Origin of the sequence: Streptomyces sp. NPDC058145 (assembly GCF_042884245.1) — a bacterium.
Taxonomy (GTDB): domain Bacteria; phylum Actinomycetota; class Actinomycetes; order Streptomycetales; family Streptomycetaceae; genus Streptomyces.
Genome location: NZ_JBHVUH010000011.1, coordinates 292,407 through 308,307 on the forward strand (window position 1 = coordinate 292,407; position 15,901 = coordinate 308,307).

General features: G+C 73.7%; 12 protein-coding genes. 9 read left to right on the top strand and 3 right to left on the bottom strand.

Going from position 1 to position 15,901, the window contains the following annotated elements; genetic code table 11:
- Positions 1 to 12 precede the first annotated feature (12 nt).
- Complete coding sequence (locus tag ACFVVO_RS25900) at positions 13 to 498, bottom strand: ferritin-like domain-containing protein (RefSeq protein ID WP_390057973.1); 486 nt, start codon at positions 496 to 498, stop codon at positions 13 to 15.
- On the bottom strand, positions 495 to 1,031 hold the full coding sequence (locus ACFVVO_RS25905) for a hypothetical protein (protein WP_390057974.1): 537 nt from the start codon (positions 1,029 to 1,031) through the stop codon (positions 495 to 497). Before ACFVVO_RS25905 ends, ACFVVO_RS25900 begins: the two co-directional genes overlap by 4 nt.
- Positions 1,032 to 1,259: 228 nt before the next feature.
- On the opposite strand from ACFVVO_RS25905, the gene rimP reads away from it, so the two are divergent.
- The 9 genes from rimP (at position 1,260) to ACFVVO_RS25950 (ending at position 14,035) form a co-directional block, all read left to right on the top strand.
- Positions 1,260 to 1,769 carry a ribosome maturation factor RimP gene (rimP, locus tag ACFVVO_RS25910; protein WP_390057975.1) on the top strand — a complete coding sequence of 170 codons (510 nt, stop codon included), beginning with the start codon at positions 1,260 to 1,262 and terminating at the stop codon, positions 1,767 to 1,769.
- 2 nt (positions 1,770 to 1,771) lie between these two features.
- Positions 1,772 to 2,770, top strand: a complete 999-nt coding sequence (gene nusA, locus ACFVVO_RS25915; protein ID WP_351664219.1) for a transcription termination factor NusA — start codon at positions 1,772 to 1,774, stop codon at positions 2,768 to 2,770.
- Positions 2,771 to 2,871: 101 nt separating this feature from the next.
- Positions 2,872 to 3,177: a YlxR family protein gene (locus tag ACFVVO_RS25920; RefSeq protein ID WP_390057976.1), complete on the top strand. Its 306-nt coding sequence runs from the start codon at positions 2,872 to 2,874 to the stop codon at positions 3,175 to 3,177.
- A 149-nt stretch (positions 3,178 to 3,326) separates the two neighbouring features.
- A complete protein-coding gene (gene infB / locus ACFVVO_RS25925) occupies positions 3,327 to 6,398 on the top strand; it encodes a translation initiation factor IF-2 (protein ID WP_390057977.1) in 3,072 nt (1,023 codons plus the stop codon).
- Positions 6,399 to 6,609: 211 nt separating this feature from the next.
- Positions 6,610 to 6,903, top strand: coding sequence for a DUF503 domain-containing protein (locus tag ACFVVO_RS25930; RefSeq protein ID WP_390057978.1), 294 nt, complete (start codon positions 6,610 to 6,612; stop codon positions 6,901 to 6,903).
- Positions 6,904 to 6,955: 52 nt separating this feature from the next.
- A complete protein-coding gene (rbfA, locus tag ACFVVO_RS25935; RefSeq protein WP_390057979.1) occupies positions 6,956 to 7,417 on the top strand; it encodes a 30S ribosome-binding factor RbfA in 462 nt (153 codons plus the stop codon).
- The gene (gene truB, locus ACFVVO_RS25940; protein ID WP_390057980.1) at positions 7,414 to 8,319 is read left to right on the top strand and encodes a tRNA pseudouridine(55) synthase TruB; all 906 of its coding nucleotides are present in this window, start codon (positions 7,414 to 7,416) and stop codon (positions 8,317 to 8,319) included. Before rbfA ends, truB begins: the two co-directional genes overlap by 4 nt.
- A 1,201-nt stretch (positions 8,320 to 9,520) precedes the next feature.
- The gene (locus tag ACFVVO_RS25945) at positions 9,521 to 12,958 is read left to right on the top strand and encodes a trypsin-like peptidase domain-containing protein (protein ID WP_390057981.1); all 3,438 of its coding nucleotides are present in this window, start codon (positions 9,521 to 9,523) and stop codon (positions 12,956 to 12,958) included.
- Between the two features lie 129 nt (positions 12,959 to 13,087).
- Entirely contained in the window at positions 13,088 to 14,035 is a 948-nt protein-coding gene (locus ACFVVO_RS25950; RefSeq protein WP_390057982.1) for a bifunctional riboflavin kinase/FAD synthetase, read from the top strand.
- A 75-nt stretch (positions 14,036 to 14,110) separates the two neighbouring features.
- Here the strand turns inward: ACFVVO_RS25950 and ACFVVO_RS25955 are convergent.
- On the bottom strand, positions 14,111 to 15,901 hold a 1,791-nt coding region (locus ACFVVO_RS25955; protein WP_390057983.1), incomplete at its 5' end, for an AAA family ATPase.

Here is a 15,901-nt window from a genome sequence, read left to right on the forward strand (position 1 = left end):
GCGGCTCCGCCGTCACCTCGACGGGGACGCCGAGGTGCTCGGCCCCGCCGCACCCGTGTCGTCACCGGTCCGCTCGGCGAGCCCAGGGAAGGCTACGCTCTCCCCGCTCCAGCGCACCGCCCGCACCGCGGCCTCCCGCAGCGCCCCGGCGGCCGCACCGCGCCGCTCCCCGGTCGTCGCCCGCACCAGGTCCGAGTAGACCCCGGCCACCCGCTCCTCCAGGTCGGCGGCGAGCCGCACCGCGGCCGCGGTGTCCGCCACCGGGAACGGCAGCGCGTACGCGGCGCTCGCGGCGACCGGCTCGCCGCCCAGCTCGCGCACCTCGCGCACCAGCGCGTCCCGGCGGGCCCGGTGGGCGTCGTAGGCCGCCCGCGCCTGCGTCAGCCGCTTGTCGCCGACGCGCCCGCCGACGACGCCGTACCCGTACACCGCGGCGTGCTCCGCCGCCAGCGCGGCCTGCAGCGCGGTCAGTTCGGCCGGCCTGTCCCGCTCGCTCACTTGGCCCCCTCGGTCAGCAGGTACGCGTGCGCCGCCCCGGCCGCCGACGCCGACGCCATCAGCCGGGCCAGTTCGCCCGGCACGTCCAGCAGGTCCTTCGCCCGGCGGTCGGCGAGGCTCCGTTCGGCGGTGGCGAGGAACGCCAGCGCGTCCTTCTCACCGGCGGGCACGGCCAGGGCCGGCGACGAAGCGGTGGGTGAGGCAGAACCGGGAGGGGCGGACGCGGGCGCCTGCGTGCCGGCGGCGGTGCGGCCGGCGAACGCCGCCCGGTGTGCCGCGACCTGCGCCCGCAGCGGTCCCAGCGGCTCCGCCAGCGCGGGGTGCGCGGCGAGCACCGCGTCGTACCGCTCCAGCAGCCCCTCGCTGTCCCGGGCCGCACGCGCGCGTGCCCGCGCGGTCGCCGAAGGAGTCCCGCCGGCGGCGGAGTCGGGACCGGCCGAGCAGCCCACCAGCAGGGCGGCCCCGGCGGCCGAGGCGAGCAGGGATCTTCTGCGCGGACCCGAGGGGGTGCGCGGCGGCGGGGGGTACGACACTGCAGACGTCCTCGGGCACTCGTACGAAGGGAACGGCAGGCAACGGCAAGGAGGGGGAACGACCGTCGGGCGGCATGCCCGTGATCACCGTACCCGCGCCCCGCTGGTACGCCACTCACCGGCACCGCGCGTACACAGGTGGACGGCAACACTCCCTGCGACCGGATACCCTTTGACCAGACACGCGACCCATCCCACAACAGCACACGCGGCCGAGGAGTCACCCGGATGAGCACCACCCAGAGCGAGAGGCTGCGAGAGCTGCTTGAACCGCTCGTCACCTCTCAGGGGTTGGACCTCGAAGAGATCACCGTGGAATCCGTCGGACGCAAGCGTGTGCTGCGTGTGACCGTCGACTCCGACACCGGAGCGGACCTGGACCGGATCGCCGATGTGAGCCGCGCGCTCTCGGCGAAGCTCGACGAGACCAACGCGATGGGCGACGACGCGTACGACCTGGAGGTCGGCACCCCCGGCGCGGAGCGCGCCCTGACCGAGCACCGGCACTTTGTGCGCGCCACCGACCGGCTGGTGAGGTTCCAGCTGACCGAGGGCGGCGAACTGGTCGCGAGGATCCTCGAAGTGGGCGAGGAGGGCATCGAGGTCGAGGTGCCCGGGGTGAAGGGCCGCAAGGCGACCGCCCGCAGACTCGGATTCCCGGAGATCGCGAAGGCGCGCGTGCAGGTCGAGTTCAACCGCAAGGACAAGAAGGACATGAAGGAAGAGGAGGAGGCGTAGCCGTGGACATCGACATGAGCGCCCTGCGGGGCTTGGTGCGGGAGAAGGAGATCTCCTTCGACCTGCTGGTCGAGGCGATCGAGTCGGCCCTCCTCATCGCCTACCACCGCACCGAGGGAAGCCGCCGGCACGCGCGCGTGGAGCTCAACCGGGAGACCGGGCATGTGACCGTGTGGGCGAAGGAGGACCCGGAGGACCTCGAGGAGGGCCAGGCCCCCCGCGAGTTCGACGACACCCCGTCCGGCTTCGGCAGGATCGCCGCCACCACCGCCAAGCAGGTGATCCTGCAGCGGCTGCGCGACGCCGAGGACGACGCGACGCTCGGCGAGTACGCCGGCCGCGAGGGCGACATCGTCACCGGCGTGGTCCAGCAGGGCCGCGACCCCAAGAACGTGCTCGTGGACATCGGCAAGCTCGAGGCCATCCTGCCGGTGCAGGAGCAGGTGCCGGGCGAGACGTACCCGCACGGCATGCGCCTGCGGTCGTACGTCGTCCGGGTGGCCAAGGGTGTCCGTGGCCCCTCGGTGACCCTCTCCCGCACGCACCCCAACCTGGTGAAGAAGCTCTTCGCCCTGGAGGTGCCGGAGATCGCCGACGGCTCGGTCGAGATCGCCGCGATCGCCCGCGAGGCCGGTCACCGCACCAAGATCGCCGTGCGGTCCACCCGTTCGGGCCTGAACGCCAAGGGCGCCTGCATCGGCCCCATGGGCGGCCGGGTGCGCAACGTCATGGGCGAGCTGAACGGTGAGAAGATCGACATCGTCGACTGGTCGGACGACCCGGCCGAGATGGTGGCGAACGCGCTGTCACCCGCCCGGGTGAGCAAGGTGGACGTCGTGGACCTGGCCGCCCGGTCCGCCCGGGTGACCGTGCCGGACTACCAGCTGTCGCTGGCGATCGGCAAGGAAGGGCAGAACGCCCGGCTCGCCGCCCGGCTGACCGGCTGGCGGATCGACATCCGGCCGGACACCGAGCAGGCCGGGGACCGCGACGGGGAATAGATCCCGGCCGAGTGACGCTGAGATCACGTCAGCCTGCAGCAAGCAACTGCTCGACTTCTCCCTCGGTGGGGTGAGGTCGGTGCGGGGAGGTAGACTTAGGAGTGTCTGGCCGGACGCAAGCCCGCGCATGCCCTGAACGCACCTGTGTGGGGTGCAGGCAGCGAGCGGCCAAGGACGCTCTGCTGCGGACCGTGGCGGATCAGGAACAGTGCGTTCCCGATCCTCGCGGTACGCTGCCCGGCCGGGGTGCCTACGTACACCCCGACCTGGTCTGTATCGATCAGGCGGTGCGCCGCCGGGCGTTCCCTCGGGCGCTCCGCGTCCCCGGACCGCTCGACGTAAAGGCGTTGCGCCGCTACGTCGAGCGACAGACAGTTGCCGAGCAGGCAACGCAGGCAACACCGTAAAAAGCGAGCCGTGCGGAACCCCCCGTGCGGCCTGGTACCTCGCGAGTCGAAAGCAGGTCGAGATTGCGATGAGCACTCGATGAGTACGCGATGAGTACGCCCATGAACTAGCGACGGTCCGGACGCAACCCGGACCTCAGAGGAGCGAAGTGGCTAAGGTCCGGGTCTACGAACTCGCCAAGGAGTTCGGTGTCGAGAGCAAGGTCGTCATGGCCAAGCTCCAGGAACTCGGTGAATTCGTCCGTTCGGCGTCTTCGACGATCGAAGCGCCCGTAGTACGCAAGCTGACCGACGCCTTCCAGGGCGGTGGCTCCGGCAAGTCCGCCCCCCGTAAGGCCGCCCCCAGGCCCGCCGCGCCCTCTCCGGCGCAGGCGGCCCGTCCGGGTGCCCCGAAGCCGGGCGCCCCCAAGCCGCCGGCTGCCCCGCAGCCCGCGGCTCCGTCGGCTCCCGCGGCCTCGACGCCGGCCCCCGGCCCGCGTCCGGTCCCGGGTCCGAAGCCCGCGCCGCGTCCGGCCCCGGCCGCCCCGGAGTTCACCGCTCCGCCGGCTCCGCCGGCTCCGCCCGCCCAGACCCCGCAGGCTCCGGCCGCGCAGGGTCCGGCCGCGCAGGGTCCGCGTCCCGGCGCCCGTCCGGGTGCGCCGAAGCCCGGTGGCCGTCCCGCGGCTGCCGGTCAGGGCCAGGGTGGCCGTCCGGGCCAGGGTGGCCAGCGCCCCGGTGGCCAGGGTCAGCGTCCGGGTGCCCGCCCGGCCGGCCCGCGTCCGGGTAACAACCCCTTCACCTCCGGTGGTTCCACCGGTATGGCGCGCCCGCAGGCGCCCCGCCCGCAGGGCGGCCCGCGTCCCGGCGGTCCCGGTGCCCCCGGCGCCGGTCCCCGTCCGCAGGCTGCCGGCGGCCAGGGTGGCGGGCCGCGTCCCCAGTCTCCGGGCGGTAACCGTCCGTCGCCGTCCGGCATGCCCCGCCCGCAGGGCGGTCCGCGTCCCGGCCCGGCCGGTCCGCGTCCGAACCCCGGCATGATGCCGCAGCGTCCCGCTGCCGGCCCGCGTCCCGGTGGCGGTGGCCCCGGCGGCCGTGGTCCCGGTGGCGGCGGCGGTCGTCCCGGTGGTGGCGGCGGCGGTCGTCCGGGTGGCGGCGGCGGCTTCGCCGGTCGTCCGGGTGGCGGCGGTGGCGGCTTCGCCGGTCGTCCCGGTGCTCCCGGTGGCGGCGGCGGCTTCGCCGGTCGTCCCGGTGGTCCCGGTGGCGGCGGTGGCCGTCCCGGCTTCGGTGGCCGTCCCGGCGGTCCCGGTGGCCGCGGTGGCACGCAGGGCGCCTTCGGCCGTCCCGGCGGTCCCGCGCGTCGTGGCCGCAAGTCGAAGCGTCAGAGGCGCCAGGAGTACGAGGCCATGCAGGCCCCGAGCGTCGGCGGCGTGATGCTGCCGCGCGGCAACGGTGAGGCCATCCGCCTCTCCCGCGGCGCGTCGCTCACGGACTTCGCGGAGAAGATCAACGCCAACCCGGCGTCCCTCGTCGCGGTCATGATGAACCTCGGCGAGATGGTCACCGCCACGCAGTCCGTCTCCGACGAGACCCTGCAGCTCCTCGCCGGCGAGATGAACTACACCGTTCAGATCGTCAGCCCCGAGGAGGAGGACCGTGAGCTGCTCGAGTCCTTCGACATCGAGTTCGGCGAGGACGAGGGCTCCGAGGAGGACCTGGTCGTCCGTCCGCCGGTCGTGACCGTCATGGGTCACGTCGACCACGGTAAGACCCGACTGCTCGACGCCATCCGCAAGACGAACGTCATCGCGGGCGAGGCCGGTGGCATCACCCAGCACATCGGTGCCTACCAGGTCGCGACCGAGGTCAACGACGAAGAGCGCAAGATCACCTTCATCGACACCCCGGGTCACGAGGCGTTCACCGCCATGCGTGCCCGTGGTGCGAAGTCGACCGACATCGCGATCCTGGTCGTCGCGGCCAACGACGGCGTCATGCCGCAGACGGTCGAGGCGCTCAACCACGCCAAGGCCGCCGAGGTGCCGATCGTCGTCGCGGTCAACAAGATCGACGTCGAGGGTGCCGACCCGACCAAGGTGCGCGGTCAGCTGACCGAGTACGGCCTGGTGGCCGAGGAGTACGGCGGCGACACGATGTTCGTCGACATCTCCGCCAAGCAGGGTCTGCACATCGACTCGCTGCTGGAGGCCGTGGTCCTCACGGCCGATGCCTCGCTCGACCTGCGGGCCAACCCGCACCAGGACGCGCAGGGCATCTCGATCGAGTCCCGTCTCGACCGCGGCCGCGGTGCCGTGGCGACGGTCCTCGTCCAGCGAGGCACGCTGCGGGTCGGCGACACGATGGTCGTGGGCGACGCCTACGGTCGCGTGCGCGCCATGCTCGACGACAACGGCAACAACGTCGCCGAGGCCGGACCCTCGACGCCGGTCCAGGTCCTGGGCCTGACCAACGTCCCGGGTGCGGGCGACAACTTCCTGGTGGTCGACGAGGACCGTACGGCCCGTCAGATCGCCGAGAAGCGCGCCGCCCGTGAGCGCAACGCGGCGTTCGCCAAGCGCACGCGCCGCGTGTCCCTGGAGGACCTGGACAAGGTGCTCAAGGCCGGCGAGGTCCAGCAGCTGAACCTGATCATCAAGGGTGACGCTTCCGGTTCCGTCGAGGCCCTCGAGTCCTCCCTGCTCCAGCTGGACGTCGGCGAAGAGGTCGACATCCGCGTCCTGCACCGCGGCGTCGGTGCGGTCACGGAGTCCGACATCGACCTGGCGATGGGCTCGGACGCCATCGTGATCGGCTTCAACGTCCGCGCGGCAGGCCGCGCGGCGCAGATGGCCGAGCGCGAGGGCGTGGACGTCCGGTACTACTCGGTCATCTACCAGGCGATCGAGGAGATCGAGGCGGCCCTCAAGGGCATGCTCAAGCCGGAGTACGAGGAGGTCGAGCTCGGCACGGCGGAGATCCGCGAGGTCTTCAAGTCGTCCAAGCTGGGCAACATCGCCGGTGTGCTCATCCGGTCCGGCGAGGTCAAGCGCAACACCAAGGCGCGCCTCATCCGCGACGGCAAGGTGGTCGCGGAGAACCTCAACATCGAGGGCCTGCGTCGCTTCAAGGACGACGTCACCGAGATCCGCGAAGGCTACGAGGGTGGTATCAACCTCGGAAACTTCAACGACATCAAGGTCGACGACGTCATCGCGACGTACGAGATGCGGGAGAAGCCGCGGGTGTAACCCCCACGGTTCGCCGCCGGCCGGCGGGACTGAGGTCCCGTCGGCCGGCGCTCCGCTGCCCGGGGGCTCCGCCCCCGGGCAGCGGTCCAGCCGACGGTGCCGTGGAAACCCTGTCGAGTCACCGGCAGGTACGGGGTACCGTTCTTGGTGTCCCCGGCCATACGGACCCGGGGCCACCGATCCCGTACCGGCGGGTGAACCGGTTACACACATGTACGTGGGGACTCTGTCCTTCGACCTGCTCCTCGGCGACGTCCACTCGCTGAAGGAGAAGCGCTCCGTCGTCCGCCCGATCGTCGCCGAACTCCAGCGGAAGTACGCGGTGAGCGCGGCCGAGGTGGACCACATGGACCTCCACCGGCGAGCGATCATCGGCATGGCCATGGTCTCCGCCGACACGGCGCACCTCACCGACGTAATGGACCGGTGCGAACGGCTGGTCGCCGGCCGCCCCGAAGTGGAACTGCTGTCCGTGAGACGGCGCCTCCACGGCGAAGACGACTGACGACGAACAGACCCACAGAACGCCAGAAGAAGAAAGAACGGGAGACGGACCAGTGGCCGACAACGCGCGGGCGAAAAGGCTGGCGGACCTCATCCGGGAGGTGGTGGCCCAGAAGCTGCAGCGTGGGATCAAGGACCCGCGGCTCGGCTCGCACGTCACCATCACGGACACCCGGGTCACGGGTGACCTGCGGGAGGCGACCGTCTTCTACACGGTCTACGGGGACGACGAGGAGCGGCAGGCCGCGGCCGCCGGCCTGGAGAGCGCCAAGGGCATCCTGCGCTCCGAGGTCGGCCGCGCGGCCGGTGTGAAGTTCACGCCGACCCTCGCCTTCGTCGCGGACGCCCTTCCGGACACCGCCCGGACCATCGAGGACCTCCTCGACAAGGCCCGGCAGTCCGACGCGAAGGTCCGTGAGGCCTCCGCGGGCGCGGCGTACGCGGGCGGCGCCGACCCGTACCGCACGCCGGGCGAGGACGAGAGCGCCGAGACGGACGGCGACGCCGCGGAATGACCCAGAAGCACACCACGCCCGACGGCCTTGTCATCGTCGACAAGCCGTCGGGCTTCACTTCGCACGACGTGGTCGCCAAGATGCGCGGCATCGCCCGGACCCGACGGGTTGGCCACGCCGGCACCCTCGACCCGATGGCGACCGGTGTCCTGGTCCTCGGCGTCGAGCGCGCCACCAAGCTCCTCGGGCACCTCGCGCTGACCGAGAAGGAGTACCTGGGCACCATCCGCCTGGGCCAGAACACGGTCACCGACGACGCCGAGGGGGAGATCACCTCCACCACGGACGCCTCCAAGGTGACCCGGGAGGCCGTCGACGCCGGCATCGCCAAGCTGACCGGCGACATCATGCAGGTGCCGTCCAAGGTCAGCGCCATCAAGATCAACGGCGTGCGGTCGTACAAGCGGGCCCGGGAGGGCGAGGAGTTCGAGATCCCGGCCCGTCCGGTCACCGTGTCCTCCTTCGCCGTGTACGACGTCCGGGACGCCGTCGCCGAGGACGGCACCGCCGTGCTCGACCTGGTCGTCTCGGTGGTCTGCTCGTCCGGCACCTACATCCGTGCCCTCGCCCGCGACCTGGGCGCCGACCTGGGCGTCGGCGGCCACCTCACCGCGCTGCGCAGGACGCGCGTCGGGCCGTACAAGATCGACTCCGCGAAGACGCTGGACCAGCTCCAGCAGGAGCTGACCGTGATGCCCATCGCCGAGGCGGCCACGACGGCGTTCCCGCGCTGGCAGGTGGACGTCCGGCGCGCCCGGCTGCTGCTCAACGGCGTCCGCCTGGAGATGCCCGAGGAGTACGCGGGCGCCGGTCCCGTCGCCGTGTTCGACCTGGAGGGCCGATTCCTCGCCCTCGTCGAGGAGCACAAGGGCAAGGCGAAGAGCCTGGCCGTCTTCGGCTGACCAGGCACCCGGCGTCCGGCCGGCGCGCGAGCCTGCCCGTGGAGCGGCGGCGGCCACGGGGTACTGCCACTGCCGCCGCTCCACGGTCCCCCCTCGGTTCCCCCACCCCTAGGGTGTATCCAGCCACCCCCGCCCATTCACCCGACCGGGCAGGCGCTCGGAGTGAACCGGGGGAGCGGAAGGGGGCGCTTTCGCCCCGCGAACTATCCCGCTGATCATCCCCGCCTACCGTCGAAGACGAGGGCACGTGGGTACGGGCGGGGAGGGTACGGCCATGGCGGCACGGGACGAAAAGCCAGCGCCCACCGACGTCTTCGACGCTGCCCGGTTCGGGAGCCACGCGGGATTTCCGGACCACGGCGGAGGCAACTCGAGCAGGGCTGTCGTCCCGGCCGGTCCGAGCCCGGTCGGGCTCACGGACGACATCGACATCGGCGTCGGGGGCCGGGTCGGTGACTCGGGTGGGGCTGAGGGGCGGAGTGCAGGCTTCCCGGCCCGGACCGGCGATCCGGCCCGGGACCCCGCTTCGGGTCGTGCCGGCGCCCCGGACCCGATCGGCCACCTCGGCGGGACCGGCGCGCCTAGGCCGGTCGGCGAGCCGGACGGGGTCGGTGACTCAGGTGGGATCGGTGTCCCGAGGCGGACCGTCCATGCGAGCTGGGTGGGCCTCCCGGGCTGGATCGCCGCCCCGAGCGGGACCGGCGGCCCGAGCGGGTCCGCCGTCCAGGACCGGACCGGTGACTCCAGTGGCGCCGGCGGCCACGGCGGGACTGGCGACTCGGGGCCGGCCGCCGTTCCGGGTGGAACTCGCGAGCCGAGCCGGCCTGCCGTCCAGGGTCGGACTGGCGGCTCCAGTTGCGCCGGCGACCACGGCGGGACTGGCGACTCGGGGCCGGTCGCCGTTCCGGGTGGAACTCGCGACCCGAGCCGGCCCGCCGTTCAGGGGCGGACTGGCGGCTCCAGCGGTGTCGCAGACCTGGGCGGGACCGGTGATCCGGGCCGGGCCGGCGACTTGAGCCGGATCGCTGTCACGGGTGGAACTGGCGCCCCGCGCCGTGCCGGCGGTCTCGGGCCGACCGGCGGCCCGAGGGGGACCGGTGATCCGGGGCGGGCCGGTGACCTGAGCCGGATCGCGGTTCCGACTCGGGCCGTTGTCGCCGGCCGCGGCGACGGCACGGACCGTGCCGGGTTCGACGGGCTCGTGCTGATTCGTGATCTGGCCGGACGCCCTCGTGGGACAGGGTTTCTCGCGGATCACCGTGGCACCCTCCTCACCAGCCACGAGGCCGTCGACGGGCTCGGGCGGCTGGTGCTGCACGCCGCCGGGCAGCGCACCTGCCTGGTAGGTGCCGAGGCCGTCACCGAGCTGCCCGAGCTCGGGCTCGCCCTGGTCCGTACGGAGGGGCTGGACGTGGCGCCGCTGCCGCTGACGGTTCGCGAACGTGTCGAGGCCGGTGCCTACGTACGAGTCGCCGCCGGCTGCTGGCGCGAGGCACGGGTACTGGCCGCCACCCAGGTGACCTACACCGCCACCGACCGCTTCCACCTCATCGAGGACGCCCTGGAGCTGGCCATCGGAACGGCGGGCCAGGACGCGCTCCGGCTCGGGGGTGGCGCGGCCGGGGGACCGGTGCTCGACGCCGGGACCGGCGCGGTGCTCGCCGTGCTCGGCACCGCCCTGCACTCCGCCCGGCGCGACACCGGATTCGCGGTGCCCCTGCGACCCGCCGAGGGCCCGCTCGCCGAACTGCTCACCCGCAACGCGGCTACCGTGCCCGCCTACGGCGCCGACCTCAACCTGGCCGGTGTCCTCGAACTGACCGCCACCTCGGTGGGCCAGGACGGCCCGACCGGAGCCCTGGCCGGACACACCGGGGCGGCCGGCCCCACTCCGCTGCGGCCGGTCGAACGAGAGCAAGTGACAGGCGAGTTGAGCGCCTTCGCCGATGCCGATGCCGATGCCGATCACGTCGCCGGCCGTGCCGTGCTCGGCCTCGTCGGCGCCCCGGGCAGCGGCCGTACGACGGAACTGGGGACCCTCGCCGCCCGCCGTCACGGGGCCGAGCGGCCCGCCCCCACCCTGTGGCTGCGTGGCGCCGACCTGGAGGACGCCGACGAGTCCGTGGCCGACGCGGTGCGCCGCAGCCTGGCGCGAGCCGCACGCATCGTCGCCGCCGGCCCCTCCGCGCCGCCCGCCGCCACCGCCTGCCTCACCCCCGAGCGGGTGGCCGGCCTCGCACGGCGGGCCGGCCGCCCGCTGCTGCTCCTGCTCGACGGACCGGAGGAGATGCCGCCTGCCCTCGCCCGCCGATTGCCCGAGTGGATCAGGGGCACGGCGGAGTGGCTGGGGCAGACCGGGGCGCGGCTCGTGGTGGCCTGCCGGGAAGAGTACTGGGAGCGAGTTGGGGCCGAGTTCCCCGCCGGCCTGCTGCACGCGCCCACGGCGACGGACGCCGGATACCCGCTCCCGCCGTGCGTGCGGCTCGCCGAGCTCACCCGGGAGGAGGCCCGCGAGGCTCGCGCCCGCCACCGCATCCCCGAGGGAGCCCTCGACGACCGCGACGCCCGGCACCCGCTCACCCTGCGCCTGCTCTCCGAGGTCCGGGCCGCCCTTCCGGACGACGCCCCACCCGCCGGTCCCGTCGACCGGCACGAGGTCTTCGCCGCCCACCTCGACCTGATGTGCCTGCGCGTCGCGGTCCGCCTCGCCGCCGAGAACGGCCTGCGCGGCACGGCCGTACGGCGGCTCGCCGCCCGGGTGGCCGGGCAGGTGCACGAGGCCGCCCGGCGCAGCCTCGGCACCGGACAGGGCGAGCTGGACCGGAAGTCCTTCGAGGCGGTGTTCCCCTGGGGGCCCGCTCCGGCCCGGCTGGGCGGCGGCTCCGGCTGGGCCTCCGCCGTCCTCGCCGAAGGCCTCCTGGTCCAGGCCGGCGACGGCTACCGCTTCGCCCACGAGGAGCTGGCCGACTGGATCCAGGGCCTGCACCTCGACCTGGACGAGGCCCTCGACGCCCTCGTCCACCGCCCCCGCACCCCGGGGGACCCGCACCTCACGCCCCTGCCGCACCACCGAGTCGGCCCGGTGGTCCAGGCCCTGCTCCTCCTCGGCCGCCAGCAGGGTCACCGCGAACTCGCGCTGCAACTGCGCGAGTTGACGGACGCCCTGGACCTGGAGCCGAGCTCCTGGTGGGCCGCCCGCCTCCTCGCCCGTACCCTGCTGGCCGTCCCGGACGCGACGCCGTACACCGGGGTGCTGCGCATCCTCGCCGACCACATCGTCACCTGGCGCCGCGAACAGCGTGTCGTGCCGGCCGAGTTCGGGCCCGCCTTCTGGACCGCACTGCCCGTCCCGGTCGAGGAACGCCTCTCGTTGCTGCGCGAGCTGGTCCTGGCGGACGCCGCGCCACCGGAGCCGGCCGACGCGGACGGGCGCCACCTCGACGCCGTGGCGCGGCTCCTGGCCACCGAGCCCGGCGTCGTACAGCCCTACCTGACCGGCTGGTTCGACGACGAGCGGCCGTTGCCCGCGACCCCGGACGCCACCGTGGCGACCGCCGCGCAGGCGCTGCTGCACACCCATCGGCACGGGGCCCTGGACGACCTGACCGAGGTCCTCGTGACCAGTGAGCACCCGCGCGCCGACGAGCTGCTCGCCGTCCTCGCCGAGGACGAGCCCTCGGCGGTCTGCCGGGCCGTCGACCGCTGGGCGCACGACGAGCGCCCCGCCCGCCGCGCCGCGGCCGTCGCGTCCGGGCTGCGCGCGGCCCCCCACGTCCACTCGGCGGCCGATCGCGAGCTGCTGCGCTACGCCGCCCTCGCCCTGCTCGCCCGCCCCGCCGACCGCACCCTGCACGGCGGCGCCCTCGCCCTCCTGGTCCGCGACCCCGAGACGCGCGACGGGCACCTGACCGAAGCCCTGCGCCACTTCGCCGACGGCGATCCGCTGTGCCCGCCCGGCGCCCTGGTTCCGGCCCTGAACACCCACCCCGAGCCGGTCCTGGAGGCGTTCCGCGCCCGCCTCAGCGGCGGTGGTGGCCCGGACGCCGGGGAGACGCTGCGCACGCTCGCCGACGTCACCCCCCATGGCGTCGCCGGCCGGGTCGCCGCCCTGGTCCGGGACGCGGTGGAGACGCGCCCGGAGCTGGCCGGACCCGCGGCCGACTACGTCGACCGCTGCCTGGACCGGGGGCCCGCCGCCCGCCCCGTCCTGCTGCCCCTGGTCACCGGGCTGCTCGACGACGGCCCCGAAGAAGTCCGGGCGGCCCTCGCCACCGTCCTCGCCGCTCCCGGAGCCCCCGCGTCCCGGCCCCTGCGGCGCGAGCTGCTGGACCTCCTGCTCGCCCACGAGCGGGAACCGGCCGTCCTGGACGCCGTCCTGTACGCCGCGGCCCCGCACGGAGACGGCCGGGAGACGGAGCTGCGCGCACTGGTCCACCGCACCGGCCTGCTCCTCGTCCGCACCCCCGACGGCGCCACCCGCTTCGACTGCGCCCTGGTCGACCTGGCCCGGCACGCGCCCGGCTTCGCCGCCCGGATGGCCCGCTGGCTGAGCGAGGCCCCCGACGACTGGGCCGCGGTGGTGGGTCCCAGCGCGCACCGCATGATCGAGAACCTGGCCGGCGTCCGCGTACCGGCCTGAGCTGCCGGGGAACGTGCGCCCGGTCACAGCCCCCATGCCGATGCGGGCACCCGGCACCCGGCATGGCACCCTTAGACCTGCACAAGAGGTCAACGGTAGACACGGACAAGGGTTCGAGGAGCGGTCACAGTGCAGCGCTGGCGTGGCTTGGAGGACATCCCCCAGGACTGGGGGCGCAGCGTCGTCACCATCGGTTCCTACGACGGCGTCCACCGCGGCCACCAGCTGATCATCAAGCACGCCGTCGACCGCGCCCGCGAACTGGGTGTCCCGGCCGTCGTCGTCACCTTCGACCCGCACCCCAGCGAGGTCGTCCGCCCCGGCAGCCACCCGCCGCTGCTCGCCCCGCACCACCGCCGGGCCGAGCTGATGACGGAGCTGGGCGTCGACGCGGTCCTGATCCTCCCCTTCACGACCGAGTTCTCGAAGCTGTCGCCCGCCGAGTTCGTGGTCAAGGTCCTGGTCGACAAGCTGCACGCCAAGGCGGTCGTCGAGGGCCCGAACTTCCGCTTCGGCCACAAGGCCGCCGGCGACGTCGAGTTCCTCACCGAGCAGGGCAAGATCTACGACTTCGAGGTCGAGGTCGTCGACCTGTACGTCACCGGCGAGGCGGGCGGCGGCGAACCGTTCTCCTCGACCCTGACCCGGCGCCTGGTCGCCGAGGGCGATGTGACCGGCGCCCGCGAGATCCTGGGCCGTCCGCACCGCGTGGAGGGCGTGGTGGTGCGCGGCGCCCAGCGCGGCCGTGAGATGGGCTTCCCCACGGCCAACGTGGAGACGCTCCCGCACACCGCGATCCCGGCCGACGGCGTGTACGCCGGTTATCTGCACGCGCAGGGCGAGCTCATGCCGGCCGCGATCTCGGTCGGTACCAACCCGCAGTTCGACGGCACCGAGCGCACGGTGGAGGCGTACGCCATCGACCGCGTCGGACTCGACCTGTACGGCCTGCACGTCGCCGTCGACTTCGTCGCCTACGTCCGCGGCCAGGCGAAGTTCGAGTCGCTCGAGGCGCTGCTGGAGCAGATGGCCGACGACGTGAAGCGGTGCCGGGAGATCGTGGCCGCGCAGGCGTAGGCCCCGGGACATGGAAGGGCGGCCGGTGCGATGCGCACCGGCCGCCCTTCGTCGTACCGTCCCCCTGTCCGGGGCCTACTGCCGCGGCGGAGCCTGCGGAGGCTGGGCCTGGGGCGGCTGCGCCTGGGGCCTGCCGGGCTGCGGCGGGTAGGGCTGGGCGGGAGCGCCCTGCTGGTGGGGCAGGCCCGGCTGAGCCTGCTGCTCCGGGTAAGGCTGCGCCTGGCCAGGCTGTGCCTGCTGCGGCGGGTACGGCTGCTGCTGCGGCGCGTACGGCTGGCCGGGCTGCTGCGGCCTGCCGGGCTGCGGCGGATAGGGCTGGCCCTGGTGGGGCTGGCCCGGATACGGCTGACCCGGGTACGGCTGGTCCGCCATGGGCTGGCCCGGGTACGGCTGGGCCGGCATCGGCTGACCGGGGTACGGCTGGGCCGGCATCGGCTGGCCCGGCATCGGCGGGGCGGCCACCGGCGGCGGGTTGCCGTCGTTGGTCCACAGACCGTGCATCTGCTGGTGCCGCACGAGGTCCTCGGCGACCATGGCCGCGAGGTTGAAGTACGCCTCACGCACCTTCGGCCGCATCATGTCGAGGTCGACCTCGGCACCGGCGGCCAGGTGCTCGTCGAAGGGCACCACGATCACCCCGCGGCAGCGGGTCTCGAAGTGCGACACGATGTCCTCGACCTTGATCATCTTGCCGGTCTCGCGCACCCCGGAGATGACCGTGAGCGACCGGGAGACGAGGTCGGCGTACCCGTGCGCGGACAGCCAGTCCAGGGTGGTGCTGGCGCTGCTCGCCCCGTCGACGGACGGCGTCGAGATGATGATCAGCTGGTCGGCGAGGTCGAGCACCCCGCGCATCGCGCTGTAGAGCAGGCCCGTGCCCGAGTCGGTGAGGATCACCGGGTACTGCCTGCCCAGCACGTCGATGGCGCGCCGGTAGTCCTCGTCGTTGAACGTGGTCGAGACGGCCGGGTCGACGTCGTTGGCGATGATCTCCAGGCCGGAGGACGCCTGCGACGTGAACCGCCGGATGTCCATGTACGAGTTCAGGTACGGGATCGCCTGGACCAGGTCGCGGATGGTCGCCCCGGTCTCCCGGCGCACCCGGCGGCCGAGCGTGCCGGCGTCCGGGTTCGCGTCGATCGCGAGGATCTTGTCCTGCCGCTCGGAGGCGAGGGTCGAGCCGAGGGCGGTGGTGGTGGTCGTCTTGCCGACGCCGCCCTTGAGGCTGATGACCGCGATCCGGTAGCAGGACAGCACCGGCGTGCGGATCAGGTCCAGCTTCCGCTGCCGCTCGGCCTCCTCCTTCTTCCCGCCCAGCTTGAAACGGGACCCCGCGGCGGCGGGCCGGCCGCTCTTCGCCTTCTGCCGCTTGTTGTTGAGCAGCCGGTCCGAGGACAGCTCCACGGCCGCGGTGTAACCCAGCGGCGCGGCCCCCGGGTTGGTCGGCTGCCGCTGGTCGTGCTGGATCGGCTGCGGCCAGGCGGCACCGGCCCGGGGATCGGCGGCCGGCTGCGCGGCCTGGCCCGCCGGACCGGCCTCCGGGCTCTGCGCGGGAGGCTGCGGCTGCCCGTGCTGCCCCGGCTGGGGGAAGCCGTAACCGCCGGGTTGGGCCGGGGGGTTGGGCGTGCCGGGCTGCTGCGGTTGGGGTGCGGTCGCGTTCGGCTGCTGTTGCCCGGGCTGGGGGAAGCCGTAGCCGCCGGGGGGAGTGGGGCCGGTGGGGGCCTGCTGTTGTCCGGGCTGGGGGAAGCCGTAACCGCCGGGTTGGGCCGGTGGGTTGGGCGTGCCGGGCTGCTGCGGTTGGGGTGCGGTCGCGTTCGGCTGCTGTTGCCCGGGCTGGGGGAAGCCGTAGCCGCCGGGGGGAGTGGG